Consider the following 18,516-nt stretch of genomic DNA (forward strand, 5'->3'; position numbering starts at 1 on the left):
CTACCCTGTCTGCCGGTCAAATGTGTGTTGACGTACATCCATGTCTATCTTGACGTGTGGTCGAAATTGTCCAGTCGCCTTGAATTTCCCGCCGCACATCCACCTCCGATTGCGTCGCCCGAATGATTCCCGTCTCAGTTTCACGTTCTGGCTGCCGGTGACCGGGCGACTTCATCTAGAGATATTGCCACGGCGCGGCGCCCACCAGGCATAAGCGAGCCGCTGAGGCAGCCGGCAGTGCGACCGAGCGCACAAACCGTGCTCCAGCATCACTCCAGACTTTGAACGCATGAGCGCACACTGGTCAGACGCTTTGGTTTGCGACAAGTCCTGACTGGACCGACCGCTGGGGCTAGCCGTGAAGGAAGCTTGCGACGAGATCGTTACGCCAGTCGGACAACCGCGGCATCGTTCCGGGGTAACCATGGACTTTGTCGACCGCCCTCACTTTCTGGTTCCGGAAACGCTTCTGCGGGGTGTGCCAACCGCGCCGGCAGGGGCGCGTGACACTACTGCCCGGTCCAATTCTTCGCTAGCAGAGGCCCCCTGGATTGGCGAATCCTTCCTCCTGTCGCTCGTCGTACCGTTCTATAACGAGGAGGAGATGATCCCCGCATTTTTCAGCGCGGTGATTCCTGCCCTCGAAGCGATCGATGGAACCCAGTTCGAAATCGTCCGCGTCAACGACGGCAGCCGTGATGGAACGCTCCGCATGCTGATAGGCATGTCGAATGAAAATAGTCGCATCCGTGTAGTCGATCTGACTCGCAGTTTTGGCAAGGAGGCAGCGCTTTCGGCTGGACTCGACGAAGCGCGCGGCGCAATCGTGATCCCTTTTGATACCGATCTGCAGGACCCGCCCGGCGTCATGCAGCTATTGGTAGCGAAGCGGAGGGAAGGCTACGACGTCGTCGTGGCCAAATGCGTCAGCCGACGCACGGACTCCTTTCTTATGCGGCGTGCGGATTGATCGACGCGAAGTTGAGTTTGCCGACGATCAGGAACAGCACGGTGCGCATGGTTTCGAGGTTTGCGTGGCCACGAGCGCGTCGCTTGGCGGCTTGAAACAGGCCGTTCGATCGTCTCGGCCAGCAACTCCTCAACTCCGGCTTCACCCAGGCGCGTGCGCCAACGCGTCAGGCTCGACGGATCGATCGGCGGCTCGGTCTGTAAAAATGTTTTCGCCGGTGAAGACCTGCCGATACGGGTTCTCCACCCATTGCCAGACCACTTCCTCGTCCGACAAGTCGAACGCATGCTGAAGATACAACAAGCCAGCAATCAGCCTCGGTGACGTGGCCGGCAGACCCTTGCGCGAGACGAAGCTCGCGCTCATCGACCCATTCAATCCGTCCCAGTTGATCAGATCGGCCAGACGCACCAGCCGATGCTTCAGGTTGATCTGCTCACGCAGAGGATGCCGAAGCAAATCGCCTTCGCTCACCGCTGTCTTCGGACCCATCCAGACCTCGACAGAATTTGCAGGAAACCACCCATAATCTGCCAGGTTGCTGCAAATCCATCAACAACTATCAGCGTCAAACCCTTGCTGCGCAATGTGCTTCCAATTTTTCAGGGCCGACTCAGTATCCACGCAGCTTGATCTTCGCGGCGGCGGGCACGATCCGACTGACGCGCAGTACGCCGAGAATCAGATCTTTTATCCCGCTCTTGGGCCCCTTGGCCCATACGTCCCCAGACCGGTATCCACCCGATGTGAGAATGCCCATGAACTGCCGGAACCGATGAACAATCCTGTCATCCTTATATAGCTCAATGCGTTCGCGGTAAATGCGCGCAATCGCCTGATATTTTTCTGCCCCGGCCCGTGCGCTGGCCGCGTGGGGGATCGCGGGCTCTCGCGCAATCTCATTCAGGATTGCTGCGCGTCGCTCGAAACCGAGCGCAAGATGCTCCCAGCGACCCAGGCACTCGAACATAAAATGCGGGGCCTGTGAGAGAAGCGACTTGCCGATCCAATCGTATTCGGACGTCGTCGTCGTAGACTCGTGCCGTCGGTACTGCGCTAGAGGTTCGTCAACGTAGGCGAGCGTGCCGAGGGTTTGGGCGAGGAAAAAGTACCACTGGTCATGATCGATCGGATTATTGCCGTCTTTTATATTGATAGAACGATCCCATAGGGACGAAAACTGTACGAGCTGGCGGTCGAAGACGAGGGTGAAGCCATAGACGCCCATGAAGGGGTCGACACTCAACGGCGGGTTGCAGGAGTTGGCGAGCGCGAACCTCGCGAGGGTACCGATGGGACTCAGGGCGCTGTCCGTCACAATCGCATTGTGGTAGACCAGCAAGGCGTCTGTGCGTTCGAGCACGTCCACGCAGCGCTGGAGTTTATCGGGTCGCCATACGTCATCCTGGTCGCAGAACGCGATGATGTCCGAACTACACATACTGGCGGCGCGCATGAAATTGGCGCGATAGCCGAGTCTCTGCGTATTCACGTAAACGCGCACCGGAAATGGTGCAGTATGGGAGAATTCGGTAAGGATGGCCAACGTGTCGTCGGTCGAGACATCGTCCGTGACGACCAGTTCCGCCGGCGGACGAATTTGTGACGCGAGACTTTGGAGTTGCTCGAGCAGATATCGGCCACCGTTGTAGGTAGCCATTGCCACGGATACAGACTTCATGAATCGATCTCCTGCAGCGAGATGGATGTCTTGCAAGCGCGGAAGCAACGAATGGGCATCCTCAGCATCGCGATACCGCACGCGTCCGTATATGCCTTATACGCAGTGACCTCGGCGACTGGAGATTCTTGTACCACGAGCGGGCGGCGCGAATATGTGGCGTAGCTCGCATTGCCACCTTAGAATTTATTCACTAAAGTCCCAGCCGACTCGCGGGCCTGCCCCGCCACGAGGGCAGGCGCAGCCTGCCCAATGAAGCGCCCCGTCAGCGGCCAGTTTGGCCGAGCGCACGAACCGCGTGCGCGCATCGCTCTAGACTTTGAATGCATGAGCGCCTGCCTTGCAGTCTGATATAGGATGGTCAACCAGACCCGTTGGCGCCGAGGCTCCCAATCGCGTGGAACGCGTAAAAGTCTTACGCCTATATCAAGCCGCCGATATTCAACCGCGCAGAACAACATTCCTACCATCTTCTCGTCTGACGCTGCGATTCTTCGCATGGCTGGCCAAGGTTAATTCAGACTGGTTCCAATCCAGATTACGCTGGCGTCGTCCGATCGACGCAATGACGGCTACGAGTGTTCAAGCCATAGGCCTGTATAGGCGACTACGCTCGAGGAGGGGCGATCCACCACGACAAGACGGAGTTCTGCCGCGTGCCATTCACCCACCACTCTGTAGCCCAGGCGATTGAAATCGGCGATGAGTTTCGAACGATTGTAAAGCTTGCAAGCGACACGAATATGGCGTGCGTCTTGAACGACAGCGAATTCTGGACCTTCCGTCAGCGGGGTCCGATTAATAAGAATATATTTTGGACGTTGTGCCAGATTGCCAACAAATTCCGGCATTGGCTTGTCGAAATAATGAAGAGATCCGCTAACAATGAGCAAATCAGCGCCATTGGCATTCTGCAGATCATCAGTAAATTGAAGGTTATCGACGTTGCTGTCGCTTGCCATTGTCCGCCCGAGCCGGATATTTTCCGGAAGATCATAAACAGTCCAGACCGCATCCGTTCCTAGAGGTACATAGTCTATGTAGCAATAGTAGAGATTGCCGACACTTCCGCCCATGTCGAATATTTTCTTGATGCAAGGCAGCCGGTCGCGGAGATAATAGAAAGCGGCGTAATCGCTGGGCTTTGCAACGCGGCTGAGTTCGAGTCTGGCGGGATTTTCATGACCGCCTTTCGAATATGGCCTCACCGCTCTTTCGGCTTCGTCAAGCGTTCGGAAGCTACGTCTGTATCCCAGTATCCATCCAAAAAACGTGGCGCCGAACCGGGTGCGTTCGATTCCCTCTATCAAAACGCGGCCATACCCTATCATGCCGAGAAGTCGGAAGACCTTCGCGGCCCACACGATTTGAATATCGCGCAGCCTGATCTGTGCTTCCATTGATGCGCTCCGATACCCCGGTTGTGATAGCTGGTCCTGAACAGTACGAACGGATGTCCGTTCAGCGTGAATGCCGCTCCACTCCCATTCTGTTGCACCTGCGATACGCGTTCTACACTGCTCCGACACAACGCCGCTTTTGCTGGCCTGAATCCGGTAGCGTCACACGGCGCGCTCCCCGAGAATTCCGACGCGGTAATTCCGGCCTCGATGTTGCATCGACGAAGTCCAACGTATCGCTCATGAGCGGGCGGCGTCGGCCGGCGATGTCACGACGGTGCCCGACCGGATTCGACAAACCGCGCCACGTTATTCATATGACCAGCAGTGTCGCCGATCTTCGCGTCGGGGAGTGTTCGCCATCGCGCATGCCACGCTATTTCGCCGACGTTGTGAGCGGCGACAGATCTGATTGCGCCCTTACAGCAAAGCTCTGTTTCAGAAAGCCAGTGACCTCGCCGTCCGTGATCGGTTTGAGATGTAGTCCGAATGCGGCGTCGAGGGACGCGACAAGATGCTGTGTCCAGAGGGTATTCCAGACGACGCCGGCATGACCATCGGAGAGGACGGCGTGGTGAGGATCGTCGCCGGAGGTATTGGTGATTGCCCACCCAGGTGACAGATGCACCGTCTTGTACAGCGGACGACCTTGTTCGTCACGCTTGCCCCACAGGCTCTCGAACCATGCGCGATCGTCGAGAAAGTAGACATGGCGATCCGCCGCGGCCAGCTTGCGCAAGCCATTGTCGAAGCGATCCATGCCGGCGTCGATATTGGCTATCTCGCTGGCTGATTGCCAGTCGACCGACTGGTCCGCATTGTTGAGCACCCCCACCAGTACGACATTGGTATCCGGGTGGCGCATGCGGATCAGGGCGACCGCTTTGCCGATTTCGCCGACACAGGCATTGATCAATGCTGTGGGACGCGATGCGTTTCGATCACGGGACAACTCGTCAAGGACGTCGTGCGCACCGATATCGTTGACGCCAATCCGGATCAGCACGATGCCGCCCCTCCAGGCTTGTGGTTCCGTATCCATCAAATCGACGAGCCGGATCGCCTGGCGCAGCGGATGCCCCATCAATTGGCTGCAGATAGAGCCGCTGATGGCAAAGTTGTAGCGATAGTCGTATTTGCGAGGCGTGCGGGCGAGACGACCGAACGCCTCGTCAAAATAGGCGCGGTATTTGCCGGTTCCCCACGCTCCCCATTCGCCGAGGTCGATCTGATCGCCCCGCAGCCGAGCCAGAACCTCGGTCCACTGCCAGGTGGTCGCGCGCCAGGGGCCTCCCCGCGCACCCGGATCCCCTAGCATCAGCGTGTCGTGGTAGGACTGGCTATCGGAGTCTCCCAGCACTGCGAATCGAATCCTGCCTGATTGCGCCTCCGACGCAGCTTCGACGGTTGCGGACGGACCGCGCAAGAGGCGAGGCACGCCCGGACTGAACAGAATCACTCCTGCAGCGATCAGTGCGCCGCAAAAAGTTGCCAGTAGCACTTTATTCAAACGAGCCATAGACAAACACCCTGTCGCATCGGGCCAAAAATGAACGTATTCCTACCCGAAGTCGCGGCTTCCCAATGACGGCGTTAGCCACCTCGCCTGCCCTTAATCTGGCATCATTTCTGCCGTGGTTGCGACCCCGATGAACTCCGCTGCCCGGGTCCGGCGTGTCGAGTACGAGTCCGTGACTCACCCAACCCTCTCAACCAACTCTCTCCAGCTCGCGAGGATGGGTTCCCTGGCAAAAGTCTGGAGATGTGCGCGCGCCTGGGAAATTCGCCGGGTACGCTCCTCACGCGACATTTCGGCCAGCGACGCCAAACCGGATGCGATCGATTCCGGATCAAGCGGATCGGCGTCAAGCATGGCTTCGCCGCCGACTTCCTTTAAAATGCCTGAACTGGAGACGAGGCATGGTAAATCATGCTCTATCGCCTCGATAACCGGCATTCCGAATCCTTCCAGAAGACTCATCAGCACAAAACCGGAGGCATTGCGGTAGAGCCAACGAAGCTCTTCATCCGTCGTATATCCCGGCATCACAACGCCCGGCGTCTGCTTCGCGAGTTGGATAACGGCACCAGCGCCCGCCTCGTGCCCACCGACAATGACATACCGCCACCCTTTCTCCACAAGCCCGCTTGTCGAGAATGCCTCGATGCAACGAGCCTGGTTCTTGCGATTGCCGAGACTCCCCACCGTCAGGAGAAAGGGCTGAATAATTCCGTCCACCCGACGCGCCGATCCTTCCTTTACCCCCAATCGCGTCGGAACATAGATGACGTTCGAGGATGCATAGTCTTTCCCATACAGCCTTTGAAATTCCGTCTGTGACGTCTTGCTGACAAATACGATGTGAGGCTTTATGCGTCGGATCTGGTCATATGCACGGAGGTACAACGCATCCACACCCGGCGCAAAGTATTGCGGGTGCGTGATCGGTCCAACATCATGGCAGAGGACGATATCCCGCGGCTCTAACCGGTGACGCACAACGCTGAGCGGGTCGAGATGCAATGTAGGGCGAGGATCACGGATTACCGGCAAAAAAGTGATCAACCTGGATCTGGATACCCTCGCCAGCGTTTCGTTGTGGGTCAAGCGACCCACGACACGACGCACGAAATTGTTGTGCGGAAATTCGTGAAATCGCCCGTACCGGACCCTGGCGACTCGACTGCCGAGCGACGAAATAATATCCTGCCCCAAAAAGAGCTTGCCGGTGCGATCGTTAAGGGCCAGTGAGAAATCGACATCGATAGACATTGCGTGCCTCGAATGGCTCTTTCTTCAAGCAAATTCGCCGTTTGCGTTTTTCACGGCCTCACACAAGCGGCGCGCCGCTCGCTTCCATGTAAAGTCGCCAGCCCGCTGGAGTCCGGCGGATATCAGGCATTGCCGCATGGTTTCATCGTCGAGTGCCGTTATAATATTCAGGCGCCACGCGTCCGGACTGAAAGGGTCCGCATACAGCGCAGCCCCGCCGCAAACTTCAGGAAGTGCGCCGAACGGCGCGGCCACGACCGGACAACCCAGTGCCATTGCCTCCAGTGGCGGCAAACCAAACCCTTCCGTTACTGAAGGAAAGGCAAGCGCCCCGGCGCTGATCATCAACCCAACAAGCTCGGGATCGCTGATCCGGCCGGCAAATCGCACGTTGGGAGGCACGAAATATCCGAGATTCTGGAAATCGGCCTGCGTCGCGCCACCGAACAGCACGAGTTCGACGTCCTTCAGTTCTGCGCCAGTGAAAGCCTTGAGCAGGACACCGATGTTTTTGTGCTTCTGGGTATTCGCCAGCGCGAGAACATAACGACGCGGTTTGAGGCTCAACACCGCAAGCTGCCGACCATCGGGCCGAATCTGCAAAACATGGTCGCAGCCATTGTGTACGACGACGATCTTGTTAGCACTGGCGACGCCATACCGTACGAGCTCTCTTTTGGAAAACTCCGAAACGGTAAAGATGATCCTGTGCCGTCTGCCGATAAAAAAGAACTGAAACCTGTACCACAACCGGAACGGCAGCGAATAGGATTCGGGCGCGGAGTACACCTGGGCATCGTGAATCATCGTCGCGGAATCCCGATGAAGCAAGGGCCCGAGATTGCAGAGATTGAGAATGAAGTCCTTTCTGCGAGCAAGGGGCAGATAGAACTGCTCCCACGCGATCCTGTGCATCCGGCGAACCCAGGGATTCTCGCGAACGCACAAAATATTGCGGTATGGCGGAATCGCGACCCGATCTCGGGCAATGACGGCATAATTGGCGCCGTCACCGACCTGCGCACCAATCAACGCATCGGTCGCAGCAACGAGCTGCTCCGCTACCCTGTGCACACCCGTCGGCGCCGCCCCGAAGAACTTGCCGTTGAACGCTATCGTCTTCGATGCGATCGATTTCATGGCTTTCCCGCACTCAAACGTCGACATTCCCCACACCAAATCCGGCAAATCGATCAGATTGCCGCCGGGCGACGCCCGCGTAGCGTACGGCTTGCACGGACACGTCGTTCGCGCTGGCTCCAGGACTGTGTACGGCCAGGCGCACAACTGCGCGCATCCTGCGAGTCCCGTAAGGCCAGATCGAGCGACCACGCAGTGCACCCGCCCGCCGTTTTATAGTCTTTCCGGTCGCTCAGGCGTCAACCTTCCTCGACAAAAATCCCAGAGGCCAATCAGATTGCCTCTCAAACGGCCGCGCCGGTCGATCCAGGGCTCCGGCGCGACACTACGCACGATATTGCTGGCGACATTGCGCACGACATGATTGAGCGCGGGGCGCAACGGCATCGTTTTCTTCTTCACCAGGTAGAACGGATTGATAACCTGCGAATAACCGAGCCGACATCCGGACACCCTTCCCCGCTTGACTCCCAGATGCACGCCAAGTGCGGTGTTAATGCGAACGACACGATCGCCCCGATTCCAGATCTGCCCTCCGAAATCACGATCCTCCTGCCAGCCATAGAGCACGAGGCGCTCATCAAAGCGAAGACCGGCAATGCTGCGCGCCCGGAACGCCATGTTGCAGCCGTAGGGACCTCCGGTTGGAACTGCGATCAACCTTTCCGGGAGATCGTCCGTCCTCGCCAGAATGGACCGTCCCTCTTCATAAGAGTAGCCGGGCCCGTGGATACCGTCCGCGAGCACCGTACCGGTGACGCAGGCAATAGAAGGATCACTTTCGAAGGCCTTGCGGATTTCCGAAATCCACATGTCGTGCATCAGGAAATCATCGTCGATGAAGATCAGGATATCGAAGTCATATGGCACGTGATCCAAGGCCGTGTTACGTTGCGCCGTGAGACCTGGCCGCCCCTTGACCACGATCATTCCTGGTCGGTCCCGCAGGTCGCCCACGTCCTCTTCCGACACACAGGAAACGATAGTCAGGTCTGGCGTAACCGTTTGCAGGTCGACCCGGGCCACGACTTGTTTGAGAATATCCGCGCGGCCCCGAGTGGCGAAAATCAGGCAAATTTTCGGTTCTTTGACAGTGGAAGGCTGACTCATTTGCATGACCATGGTTGCTTGCGAACTGGCGCTCAGAGTGATCACCCGCCTCGGCGGCCATTGTAAGTTTCTCCGGAAACCGGAAAGCCACTGCCGGAGCTGACGACCGGTATCCAAATCCGGCACAGGAAAGCAGGTACCGCAAGAAACCCCGGTCAGCATGTGCAACGCATGGTATCGATACGGTAGGCCTCGCACTGCGGCCTACCGAACGCATCCCCCGCCCTCACGCGTGCATTACAGCGCACGCTGAAAACGATTTACGCCCTGTCCCACGCCAGAAGTTGGTTAGCCGGCATGGCAGAGTCCTGTGAGTACGAGTGATTCGGCGGAACTTCCGTGCTCAACTACCAGGACTTTTTTTGGAGCCTTTTACTGAATCTCGGATGACGCGTTAATTTTATTCATCCCTCCACTCGCGGCCCATCGCTCACGCCCCGGAACACGTGCTGGCGCACGTCCAGGCATTCGCGGTGAAAGTGCGCCCGCGGCCGCCGCAAAAATGTAGAAACCCGCGCCAAGTTCGAACACGGAGGCCGAAGTCGAAGCAACGATCAGTCCTGCGATCATGCCTTGCCGCGCGGCGTAGCAAATGGCACGTTCCGCGAATGGATAGTGGGTGGGTACCGGCAACAGTAAAGATTTGCCGACGAACATCCCGTAGCAAACCACGCCCACGACCCCGAGGCTCGCCAGGACCAGCACCAGAAAGCTCGAGGTGCGAATGCTACCGAGCCCTACGCCTATTCCGTAAGTATCCAGAAAATTCGTTACCCCCTGAGCATTCCACGTCATACGCTCAACGCCGGACGAACTCCCTGCCTTACTCAGTATCGAGACCTCGACGAAATCGCCAAGCGCCGTCGCCACCCCCGGCAGGAAGAGCACCACGTAGAGTGCTCCCAGCACACCGGCACAACCCATGAAAACCCACATGCGTTGCCTGCGTACCGTGGCGACACGCGCAATGAGACCGGGGCGGCTAAAGAGCAGTACCGCCTGATACCCCGCGAAGCCGACATAAGCGGTTCCCGAAGTAGACAGCAGCAAGAGTGTTCCGGACGCGACAGCAAGCGCACCAGCAAGCCTCGAACGATAGCCGACCAGCCAGAGATTCAGGCAAAAGACAAAGAGCGGCAGCGTAAAACCCGCAAACGAAGAAGTTTCACTGAACGTGCCGCTGATGCGAACCAGGCCGCCCATTTCCTCGCCAGTTAAATCGGCGAACTGCGCCGTCTTGACGACAGTAAGCACATCGATGCCCGCCGCGTGCGAAGCGATATCGACAAGACCCGCCAACACGTCGAGAAAGGTCAGCAAAAACATCGCGTTTGCGAGCGTCCGGTACACGCCGCGATATTTCAGGAACGCGTACATGCTGCAATACACTACGACGTCGCCAACGCAATAGAGCGCCTGCGAAAGATTTCCGGAGACAGGGCCAAGCGGTTGCAGCAGCACCTGTGGGTTACTGCGGTCGACCGGGAACACGAGCGTCGAACCGCGCAGCAAACGCGGCAGCACGATGGCACCCGCGATACCCCATACACAGGTGCAGAGCAGCCAGAAACCGGGTTTGTCCAGCGCGAACGCGTCAGCGAGCCGCTTGCCGCCCGCAAGATTGAATGCGCGGAGAGCGAAGAATGCCAGGAAAAGTTGTGCCGGCAAAATGCCGATGCCGCCGAATCCGAGCGCGAGCGCACATCCGAATAGCGAAAAGACCGCCATTCCGTAGATCACCCAGCGATACGACGCATAGAGTGCCACCAGTCCGGTGACGAGCACTATCGCTCCAGATATCGTCAGTCCCACGTGCCTCAACCCCCATCGGTTCGAGCAACAATCGTTCGTGAACGATCCCGTTATGGCGGCATTTCAGGCTGAATGCCAGCGTCGGACCACACGCAACGTATCAGCAAACCCTCTGTCGGCGTCCATCGCGCGCTCAACGACGCCGAGAAACTCTTGTTTGAATCGTTCCTCCGTAAAGCGCATGGCATTGCGGCGACATACCTCCGCTTTGAGAGGCGGCTGCCGCTCAAAGCGCTCCACTGCATCGACGATAGACGCCACGCTCTGCTCGCCGAAAAAGAGTCCCGTGCCGCGCTCGGGATCCAGCGAATCCACGACGATCTCTCGGGAGCCGCCGCGACCGTAAGCGATGACCGGAGTGCCACAGGCCTGTGCCTCAACCATCGAAATGCCAAAATCCTCTTCGGCGGCGACGACGAACGCTCGCGCACGCTGCATGTAGTCCAGCAAAACCGTCTCAGACTGGTAGCCGAGCAAAGTCACATTTGATGTCGCGCACGCCTTGGCGCGCGTGAAATCCGGACCGTCACCGATGACCACGAGACGTCGCGATGGCATCGCGGCAAATGCCTCGACGATGAGCGGGATACGCTTGTAAGGCACCATGCGAGACGCAATCAAATAAAAGTCCTCATGCCGCTCACTCAATTGGAACCGCTCGACGGCGACAGGCGGATAGACCACGGTGGCCTCACTGCCGTAGGCTTTACGGATACGCCGCCCAACAAAAGCCGAATTGGCGACAAAGACATCCACGCCATGTGCCGTGCGCTGATCCCAGATGCGCAGGTAATGGAGCAACACCCGCACGATCCAGCTCTTGACGCCACGCTGCAGTCCGGCTTCGCACAGATACTGGTGCTGCAGATCCCACGCATAGCGAATGGGGGAATGGATATAACTCACATGCACCTGATTCGGGCCCGTCAAAATACCCTTGGCCACGGCGTGGCTTGAAGAAATAACGAGGTCATAGGGCGAGAGATCGAACTGCTCGATCGCCAGCGGCATAAGCGGAAGATAGCTGCGAAACGATGTGCGCGCCCGCGGCAGATGCTGGATGAACGAGGTCGTGGCGTGTTTTCCGCCCAGGACCTCGCGCTGCGACTCCGGGAAGAAATCGACGACGCTGAATAGATCAGCCTGTGGAAACAGTTGAAGAATCTGCTCAACTACCCGCTCCGAACCCGCATAGGTGACAAGCCAATCATGCACGACTGCGATACGGCCGAAACGGTGTGAGTTGTTCGCGAGCGTTGAGGCAAGCGCTACGTTAGCCACGGCGAGATCTCCCCGATCAATTTGGTGGCGGTAGCACGCCAGGTGAGTTCCGCAGTCCGTGCGCGACCGCGCTCGCGCAGACTCGCACGCAACGCAACATCGCTCGTGATCTGCTCAAGCAAACGCGCCAGCTCCGCGGGATCGTCTGGTGAGGTGTAAAGCGCAGCGTCCCCGCACGCCTCTTGCACGGCCGGAAGCCGCGATGCAATGACGGGGCAGCCAAGCGCGAGCGCCTCGACCGGCGGCAGCCCGAAGCCCTCGTAACGCGACGGATAGACGAAGCATGCTGCGCGCCGATACAACGTCGCCAGATCACCATCACTCACATATCCGAGGTGCTTCACGAATTTGGGTAACGCCTCCTGGTCCGTCCCGTATACGCGTGGATCGCCGCCGCCCACCACTACGATGTCGAATTGCGCCTCGCGGATCAGTCGGGCAGCCTCAGCCACAAGCTGGAAATTCTTGTGCCGGTTCAGGCTTCCCACTGCAAGAACAAAGGGACGTTCGTTCAATGTGGCGACCACCGCGCTTTCATCCTGCTGCACGCGCAGCATGTGCTCGCCACTCTCCGGTACGACGCCAATTTTTCCGGCCGGAATCCGGTAGGCGTCACACAACTCGCGCCGCGAGAATTCCGACACGGTTATCACCCGGCGCGACACTCGGCCGATACGCGGCGCCATCAAACGATACCAGGCCACAAAGGACCGGCTGTAGCTGTCGGGAACACGCGCGGGCGCCGCGTCGTGAAGCACCGTAACCTGATGACGGTACAACAGCGGCCCGGAGTTACAGAGATTCAGCAGCAACCGGCCGCGCGCGACTTGCGGTAACACGATCTGCTCCCAATGCACACCGCCGCCCCTGCCGCTCGCTCGCAGCCCGACATGTCGAAATGGATTTTGCATCCCGGCCAGCGCTTCGGGCACGATGAGTTCGGTCCGCAATCCGGCGACCAGCGGATCGCCCAGCTCAATCAATTGATCAAGCGCACGAATGGTCTCGAACGCAAAGCGGTCGACACCCGTCGCACGACGGCCGAGAAAGCGGCCATTGATCAACAGGCCGGGAGCATGCGCGTGTTTCATCCTGGGGTCCTGGGCATCGCTCATGGCCGCCCGTCATCAATGCACGAAGCCGCTGCAACACACGACTGCATTCGACACGTCACGCGATGCAACATCTATGACGTTGAGTGTGGCCGGGTTCCGCCCCGGCGAATGTTCGCCTTCGCGCATGCCGCGCGAATTTACACATACACGGCGGGCCCTGAACAATCGGATGAGCTGTGTGTCCACTGCAACGCAGAATGCCGGAAGTCCGTTGCGGGCGACGCGAGGTAGCGGCATATTTATCGCGGTGAGCATGCAAGCTCTGACGAGGTCTTGACGCGAATTAAAGGGTGACCCACTGTATTTGCAGCACGCGCTCGGCCTCGTCCATAGAGAGCCAAAGGGTGCAGCGGGGGCCCACATCAAGAACCATTGAAACGATCCGCTCATTTCGGCCCTATCTCACAGGCCACAAGATAGTTCAAACGACATGAAGTCCGATAACCTGATTATTGTTCGAGCCGGAAAAGATAGCCTCCATACGAAATGGCTAGAAAATACGGATGGCGAACCGGTCGACTTTGACGTGCTCGTTGCGGCTCATCACAAAGATGCGATGAAAAATGATTCCGGGCACGTCAAATATATCTTCATTCCGGGTACTAAGGTGCACGGATGGGACATCGTATTGTCTGAACATCACGATTTCATCAGCACCTATCAACGCATCGCCTTGATCGACGACGACATAGATTCGGACGCCGGGACGCTCAATCGATGCTTCGCCTTCGGAAGGGATCACGGCCTGAGCATATGGCAACCAAGTCTCACCCACGATTCGTATGCGACGTATGGAGCTTGCCTGCAAAATGAGCGATTTCTGCTTCGGCATGTCAACCATGTTGAAATGATGTGCCCATTTTTCGAAGCATCCGTATTGAGAGAAATTTCTCCGCTATTTTCACTCGGATTTGAAAGCGGCATCGATCTCGTTTGGTGCAGTATTGCGCGTGACCTGGGAGGCAGGTGCGCGATCATAGACGCATGCACGGTAACGCACACAAAGCCGGTTGGCGGCCAAAAACAACTGAACGGATTTATTGGGAAAAACTACGAGGATGATATTTTCGAAATCCTGAGACTGTTCGACATGAAATGGCCATCGTGGGTTGCAGAAACGGCAATTGACAGGGCGGACAACACGATACACACCGGAATAAGTTTAAGACTGAGCCCCACCCGGCTGTTGCTGACGTTCCATCTCGCACCAAAGGGAACTCGCCTGTTACGACTGAAGGCATTGCTGGATCACATCAGACATCAGCTTTTTCGACAGCCTTATTATGGAAAAAGCACGCTGGAAAAAATCAGCCGCGTGGGAAAACGACCCCCAAAGGCAATTTCGACGTTGACCCATACTGCGCACACGATCTAGCGTCACCTGTGTGGACACTCGCCGCGTCGCGAGCGGGGCGATTTGAATGCCGCGTAGCCTGGCTTGTGTTCGCGTCACACACTCGTCACGGCATCGAGATGCAGATGATGATGGTGCTGTCGAGTTCAAGTCCCCCGGCGCACCCACCGACGACTCGAATATCTTCGATCTACGCCGGTTGTCGCCCATTACAGTGAGCGTCGGCGCAATATGAACAGCTGGAACACGTGCCCCCCGGCAACAGCTCGCTAGTCGGCGCTGCCTCTGCCCGCATCTTTCGCAAAACCGTAGCTCGAATAGCCATATGCGGCATACTCATCGCCGTAACGACCCGGACGCGATGTCATGTCGTTAAAGATTACGCCGCGAATCGGCACGCCAACCTGTTCGAAGCGACGCACAGACTCGCGTAGATCGGCCACGCTTGTGGTTCCCTGACGCGCGATCATGAACACCGTACCCGCAAGCTTGCCGATGATCCCGGCGTCCGCCACCGGCAATACCGGCGGCGAATCAATCAACACGAGGTCATACGCCTCATTCGCCCACGCCACGAAATCCTTGAAAGCGTCGTCGCGCAGCATCTCACTGGCATTGTTCACGTAGCCGCCCGTCGCGACGAAGTCGACGCCCGGCATGACCTCGCGGAACACGGCCTCGCCATAGCCCTGGCGAAGCTCGACGATGTCGGTGACACCGGGTGCGCTCGGCACGCCCACATGCTGGTTCAGCGACCCGCGCCGCAGATCGGCGTCGATCAGGAGCACACGCTTGCCCGACGCGCCGAACACGGCCGCCAGATTGACCGAGACAAATGACTTGCCCACCATCGGCGTCGGCCCCGCCAGCAGCACGACGCGATTGGCTGCATGCTCCAACGAATGTTCCAGCGCGCTGCGAAAGCTGCGAAGGCTCTCGACCGCCGCGTCGAACGCGGCCGTGCGCGCGAGCACCGTGTTCGCGCCCGGCACCCCGTGCGGCAAGCGACGTTTAAGCGCATGCTGGACGCGACTGCGCGGCACGGCCGCGAAGACTGCCAGCCCCGTGCCCGACTCGATCTCGTCCACGATAGAGACGCCGCGATTGAGTCTGTGACGCAGCAGCACGAGCGCGGCGCCGGCAAAAAGTCCACTGAGCACCGCCGCGACCATCAAGATCGCGCGCTTTGGTCGAATAGGACTTTCCGCTGGTACCGCAGCATCGATCATGCGCACATTCGACACGCGACCGGCCTTTAGCAGGCGCAACTGCTCGCTGCTATTCAACAGATTCGTGTAGATATTCGTATCAACGGTCACTTCGCGCTGCAGACGCACCAGTTGCTGCTCCACCGGCGGCAACGCGCGCGTCTGCCCAGCCAGCGTTTGCAGCGACTTCTCCGCTTCGGCCAGTTGTCCGTTTACCGCGGCCAGGGCCGGATTGTCGTCGGTGAAGCGTGCCATCAGCATCGCGCGCTGCTGGTGCAGATCGGCGATACGCTGCTGGGCCAGCGCCGAACTCTGCAATAGTGCGGTGGCTTCAGCGCCCAGATTCACGGCGCCATGCTCCGAGCGGAACGTGTTGAATTCGTTCTCGGCCTTCTCGAGCTGTGCCTTGAGTTGCGGCAGCTGCTGGTCGAGGAAAGCAATCTGCTTTTCCGCTTCTTCCTGCGTGCGCTGCACGTTCTGCCGAACGTATTCGCCGCCGATCGCGTTGAGAATGGTGCTGGTGAGGTTCGCGTCTTCGCCATCCAGTATCACGCCGATAACATCGGAATCCTTACCTTTTTCAGAGATCGCGAGCGCGTCCTGCAGCGACTTGATCGCACTCAATTCGGACAGGCGAGTAAGGTCGAAGATCGTGCCCGGCTGCGCATCGATCCGGTTCAAGACGAGGTCGATTGCACCGCCAACGGTCGGTGCGTGCAGCGCTTCGCCCACCTTCCCTTCGAGCCTGATGCTGCCGTTTTCGAGCGTGTAGGTTCCTTCACCCCGATAGGTCAGGACAAACGGCCTGCCCTGCAGGTGCGCCGGTACGTCGAATCGCGTGACCTCGATCGCTTCGTCGCCCCACGCGTAACCGCCCCATCCCGACCAGCTTGCCAGGTTCAGATGCCGTGCTGCCCAGCGTCCCACCCACGGAAGGTAGCGTGGCGTCGCTCGAATATAGAGCTTCGTCGCATTCACGGCGGATGATACGACCAGCCGCGAACGCAGCACCTCCATTTCAGCCGACGCACCGGTCTTGATATCGAACTGGGAAGAAAGATCACTGAGTGCTGATTTCACACCATTCTTGCTTTCCTCCACCTGAATGAGGATATCCGACTCATACACGGGAGACGCCAGTATTGCGTATACGCCACCCACAAGTGTAAAGATCGCCGTGACGATCAGGATCGTCTTGCGGCCCGCGTACAGCGTGTCGAGCAGACTGCTCATGTGTCCGCCGTCAAGCGGTATCGGCATGATCGTCTCGGCGGGACCTTCGATCAGGTAGTCGCGCTGATGCATATTTCGCCTCGTTGACGAGCGCCCCAACCGGTGCGGCTCGCATTCAAACAGGTATCAGTAACCCACCGCGCGGCTCGCCGCCGCCGCCTGGGTGGTTGGCAAAATCAGGCTGATGACACGACTCCATTTCACAAGAGACGACGTGTCGACAAACACGACATCATTGGGCTTGAGTTCGAACGAGTCGGCCGTCGCCATCGCAGCGGCATTGCTGGCGTCGAGATGGAACACGACCGGCTGCTTCGTATCACGTCCGCGCACGACGTAGACCTGCGAGGCATCGCCCGACGACTGGTTGATCCCGCCGGCGTTGCCAAGGGCCTCATTGAGCGACATATGCCCGTTGCCAAACACCACCCCGCCGGGGCGCTCGACCTCGCCCTCCACGAAAACCTTGCTGTCTGACTGCGCAAAGACACGCACGAGGTCGCCGTCTATCAAAATGATGCGATCAGGATTGAAGCCCTTGCGAATCATCTCCGGCATGTCGATGTTCACGGTAGTGTCATTGCGCGTCACGGCAACATGCGAGCGGTCAGCATTGCTGGTGAAGCCGCCCGCCCGGTTGATCGCCTCGGGCAACGTCATGGGTCTGTCATTGAGCACTTGCACACCCGGCGACTTGATCTCGCCATCCAGATACACACGTTTGCTGCGGTACGTCTGGATGCGCACCGTAACCTGCGGCTGACGCACGTATTTCGCGAGCTTGCCAGCGAGGAGGTCGCGCACGCCCATCTCCGAAAGACCGGTGACTTTCATCGGACCAATATAGGCATACTGAATATATCCATCGGTATCGACGGTGTAGCCCGGCGCGACCGAACTGGCACCCGAGGGACCGTCGCCACCGGCTCCCGACGAGGGGAGGTTGAGCTCGGGATGGTCCCAGACCACGATACTGAGAATATCGCCGGGGCCGATTTCATACGGAGTGGCCTTTGCAAACAGCTTTTCCACGTCCGGGGGAATTCCCTTGGGCCGATCGTCGGCTTCCTTATCCACTAGTTCCCTCGTGATCTCCACGAGCGAGGCGGATGGCGCGCCAGCGATCCCCTTGTTCACGACGCTGTCCGGCACTGCCGTGCCGGACACCGCGCCTGCCCCCGGCTTCGACACCGCACCGCCCGACGGCGGAGCGTACGTCATCCCCGGAGACAACGCGCAGCCGCTCAGCGCAACGAGTGCTAGCCACGCCATCGACGCGGCCCTGCGGCGCATCGTGCCCGCCACGCCGGAATCCGGCGCGAAACGCCCGTGCGCAGCCTCGATCCATTTCATCGCGTTCAGTCCCATTGCAATGCCCCCAATCCCGTCTACCGCGTTCCGGGTCATGCCGTGTGGCCCGGATACCTGATACGCCAGCC

At 58.7% G+C, this 18,516-nt stretch carries 13 protein-coding genes and 1 pseudogene; 2 read left to right on the top strand and 12 right to left on the bottom strand.

The features are described 5' to 3' along the window. Positions 1-424: 424 nt before the first annotated feature. The gene (locus D1Y85_RS18735; RefSeq protein ID WP_124152579.1) at positions 425-970 is read left to right on the top strand and encodes a glycosyltransferase; all 546 of its coding nucleotides are present in this window, start codon (positions 425-427) and stop codon (positions 968-970) included. A 104-nt stretch (positions 971-1,074) separates the two neighbouring features. On the opposite strand, the pseudogene D1Y85_RS18745 reads toward D1Y85_RS18735, so the two are convergent. The 10 genes and pseudogenes from D1Y85_RS18745 to D1Y85_RS18790 all read right to left on the bottom strand — a co-directional run. After that, positions 1,075-1,462, bottom strand: a pseudogene (locus tag D1Y85_RS18745) (transposase); the annotation flags it as partial. A 121-nt stretch (positions 1,463-1,583) separates the two neighbouring features. Continuing rightward, positions 1,584-2,651 (bottom strand): glycosyltransferase, encoded by a 1,068-nt coding sequence (locus tag D1Y85_RS18750; protein ID WP_124152580.1) that lies wholly within the window; start codon positions 2,649-2,651, stop codon positions 1,584-1,586. A gap of 572 nt (positions 2,652-3,223) precedes the next feature. Then, on the bottom strand, positions 3,224-4,051 hold the full coding sequence (locus D1Y85_RS18755; protein ID WP_124152581.1) for a methyltransferase, TIGR04325 family: 828 nt from the start codon (positions 4,049-4,051) through the stop codon (positions 3,224-3,226). Positions 4,052-4,427: 376 nt separating this feature from the next. Further along, positions 4,428-5,570: a GDSL-type esterase/lipase family protein gene (locus D1Y85_RS18760; protein WP_124152582.1), complete on the bottom strand. Its 1,143-nt coding sequence runs from the start codon at positions 5,568-5,570 to the stop codon at positions 4,428-4,430. A 177-nt stretch (positions 5,571-5,747) separates the two neighbouring features. Then, positions 5,748-6,824 carry a glycosyltransferase family 4 protein gene (locus D1Y85_RS18765; protein WP_124152583.1) on the bottom strand — a complete coding sequence of 359 codons (1,077 nt, stop codon included), beginning with the start codon at positions 6,822-6,824 and terminating at the stop codon, positions 5,748-5,750. A gap of 24 nt (positions 6,825-6,848) precedes the next feature. Continuing rightward, entirely contained in the window at positions 6,849-7,964 is a 1,116-nt protein-coding gene (locus D1Y85_RS18770; protein WP_124152584.1) for a glycosyltransferase family 4 protein, read from the bottom strand. Between the two features lie 213 nt (positions 7,965-8,177). Next, a complete protein-coding gene (locus D1Y85_RS18775; protein WP_124152585.1) occupies positions 8,178-9,074 on the bottom strand; it encodes a glycosyltransferase family 2 protein in 897 nt (298 codons plus the stop codon). A gap of 372 nt (positions 9,075-9,446) precedes the next feature. Then, a complete protein-coding gene (locus tag D1Y85_RS18780; RefSeq protein WP_246024973.1) occupies positions 9,447-10,598 on the bottom strand; it encodes a hypothetical protein in 1,152 nt (383 codons plus the stop codon). A 351-nt stretch (positions 10,599-10,949) separates the two neighbouring features. Then, on the bottom strand, positions 10,950-12,167 hold the full coding sequence (locus D1Y85_RS18785; RefSeq protein WP_124152586.1) for a glycosyltransferase family 4 protein: 1,218 nt from the start codon (positions 12,165-12,167) through the stop codon (positions 10,950-10,952). Further along, entirely contained in the window at positions 12,155-13,258 is a 1,104-nt protein-coding gene (locus D1Y85_RS18790; protein WP_124152587.1) for a glycosyltransferase family 4 protein, read from the bottom strand. Before D1Y85_RS18790 ends, D1Y85_RS18785 begins: the two co-directional genes overlap by 13 nt. A 454-nt stretch (positions 13,259-13,712) precedes the next feature. On the opposite strand from D1Y85_RS18790, the gene D1Y85_RS18795 reads away from it, so the two are divergent. Then, positions 13,713-14,657 carry a hypothetical protein gene (locus tag D1Y85_RS18795; protein ID WP_124152588.1) on the top strand — a complete coding sequence of 315 codons (945 nt, stop codon included), beginning with the start codon at positions 13,713-13,715 and terminating at the stop codon, positions 14,655-14,657. 248 nt (positions 14,658-14,905) lie between these two features. Here D1Y85_RS18795 and D1Y85_RS18800 read toward each other — a convergent pair whose 3' ends face one another. Both D1Y85_RS18800 and D1Y85_RS18805 read right to left on the bottom strand, forming a co-directional pair. Continuing rightward, positions 14,906-17,149 (bottom strand): GNVR domain-containing protein, encoded by a 2,244-nt coding sequence (locus D1Y85_RS18800; RefSeq protein ID WP_124152589.1) that lies wholly within the window; start codon positions 17,147-17,149, stop codon positions 14,906-14,908. 54 nt (positions 17,150-17,203) lie between these two features. Next, the gene (locus D1Y85_RS18805) at positions 17,204-18,484 is read right to left on the bottom strand and encodes a polysaccharide biosynthesis/export family protein (RefSeq protein ID WP_246024974.1); all 1,281 of its coding nucleotides are present in this window, start codon (positions 18,482-18,484) and stop codon (positions 17,204-17,206) included. Positions 18,485-18,516: the final 32 nt, after the last annotated feature.

The sequence above is a fragment of the Paraburkholderia dinghuensis genome (assembly GCF_003837865.1).
GTDB classification, from domain to species: Bacteria; Pseudomonadota; Gammaproteobacteria; order Burkholderiales; family Burkholderiaceae; genus Paraburkholderia; species Paraburkholderia dinghuensis.

Excerpts from the sequence above, each read along its gene's own strand:
- D1Y85_RS18735 (WP_124152579.1), top strand. The coding sequence starts at position 425 with ATGGACTTTGTCGACCGCCCTCACTTTCTGGTTCCGGAAACGCTTCTG.
- D1Y85_RS18750 (WP_124152580.1), bottom strand. The coding sequence starts at position 2,651 with ATGAAGTCTGTATCCGTGGCAATGGCTACCTACAACGGTGGCCGATAT.
- D1Y85_RS18755 (WP_124152581.1), bottom strand. The coding sequence starts at position 4,051 with ATGGAAGCACAGATCAGGCTGCGCGATATTCAAATCGTGTGGGCCGCG.
- D1Y85_RS18760 (WP_124152582.1), bottom strand. The coding sequence starts at position 5,570 with ATGGCTCGTTTGAATAAAGTGCTACTGGCAACTTTTTGCGGCGCACTG.
- D1Y85_RS18765 (WP_124152583.1), bottom strand. The coding sequence starts at position 6,824 with ATGTCTATCGATGTCGATTTCTCACTGGCCCTTAACGATCGCACCGGC.
- D1Y85_RS18770 (WP_124152584.1), bottom strand. The coding sequence starts at position 7,964 with ATGAAATCGATCGCATCGAAGACGATAGCGTTCAACGGCAAGTTCTTC.
- D1Y85_RS18775 (WP_124152585.1), bottom strand. The coding sequence starts at position 9,074 with ATGAGTCAGCCTTCCACTGTCAAAGAACCGAAAATTTGCCTGATTTTC.
- D1Y85_RS18790 (WP_124152587.1), bottom strand. The coding sequence starts at position 13,258 with ATGAAACACGCGCATGCTCCCGGCCTGTTGATCAATGGCCGCTTTCTC.
- D1Y85_RS18795 (WP_124152588.1), top strand. The coding sequence starts at position 13,713 with ATGAAGTCCGATAACCTGATTATTGTTCGAGCCGGAAAAGATAGCCTC.
- D1Y85_RS18800 (WP_124152589.1), bottom strand. The coding sequence starts at position 17,149 with ATGCATCAGCGCGACTACCTGATCGAAGGTCCCGCCGAGACGATCATG.
- D1Y85_RS18805 (WP_246024974.1), bottom strand. The coding sequence starts at position 18,484 with ATGACCCGGAACGCGGTAGACGGGATTGGGGGCATTGCAATGGGACTG.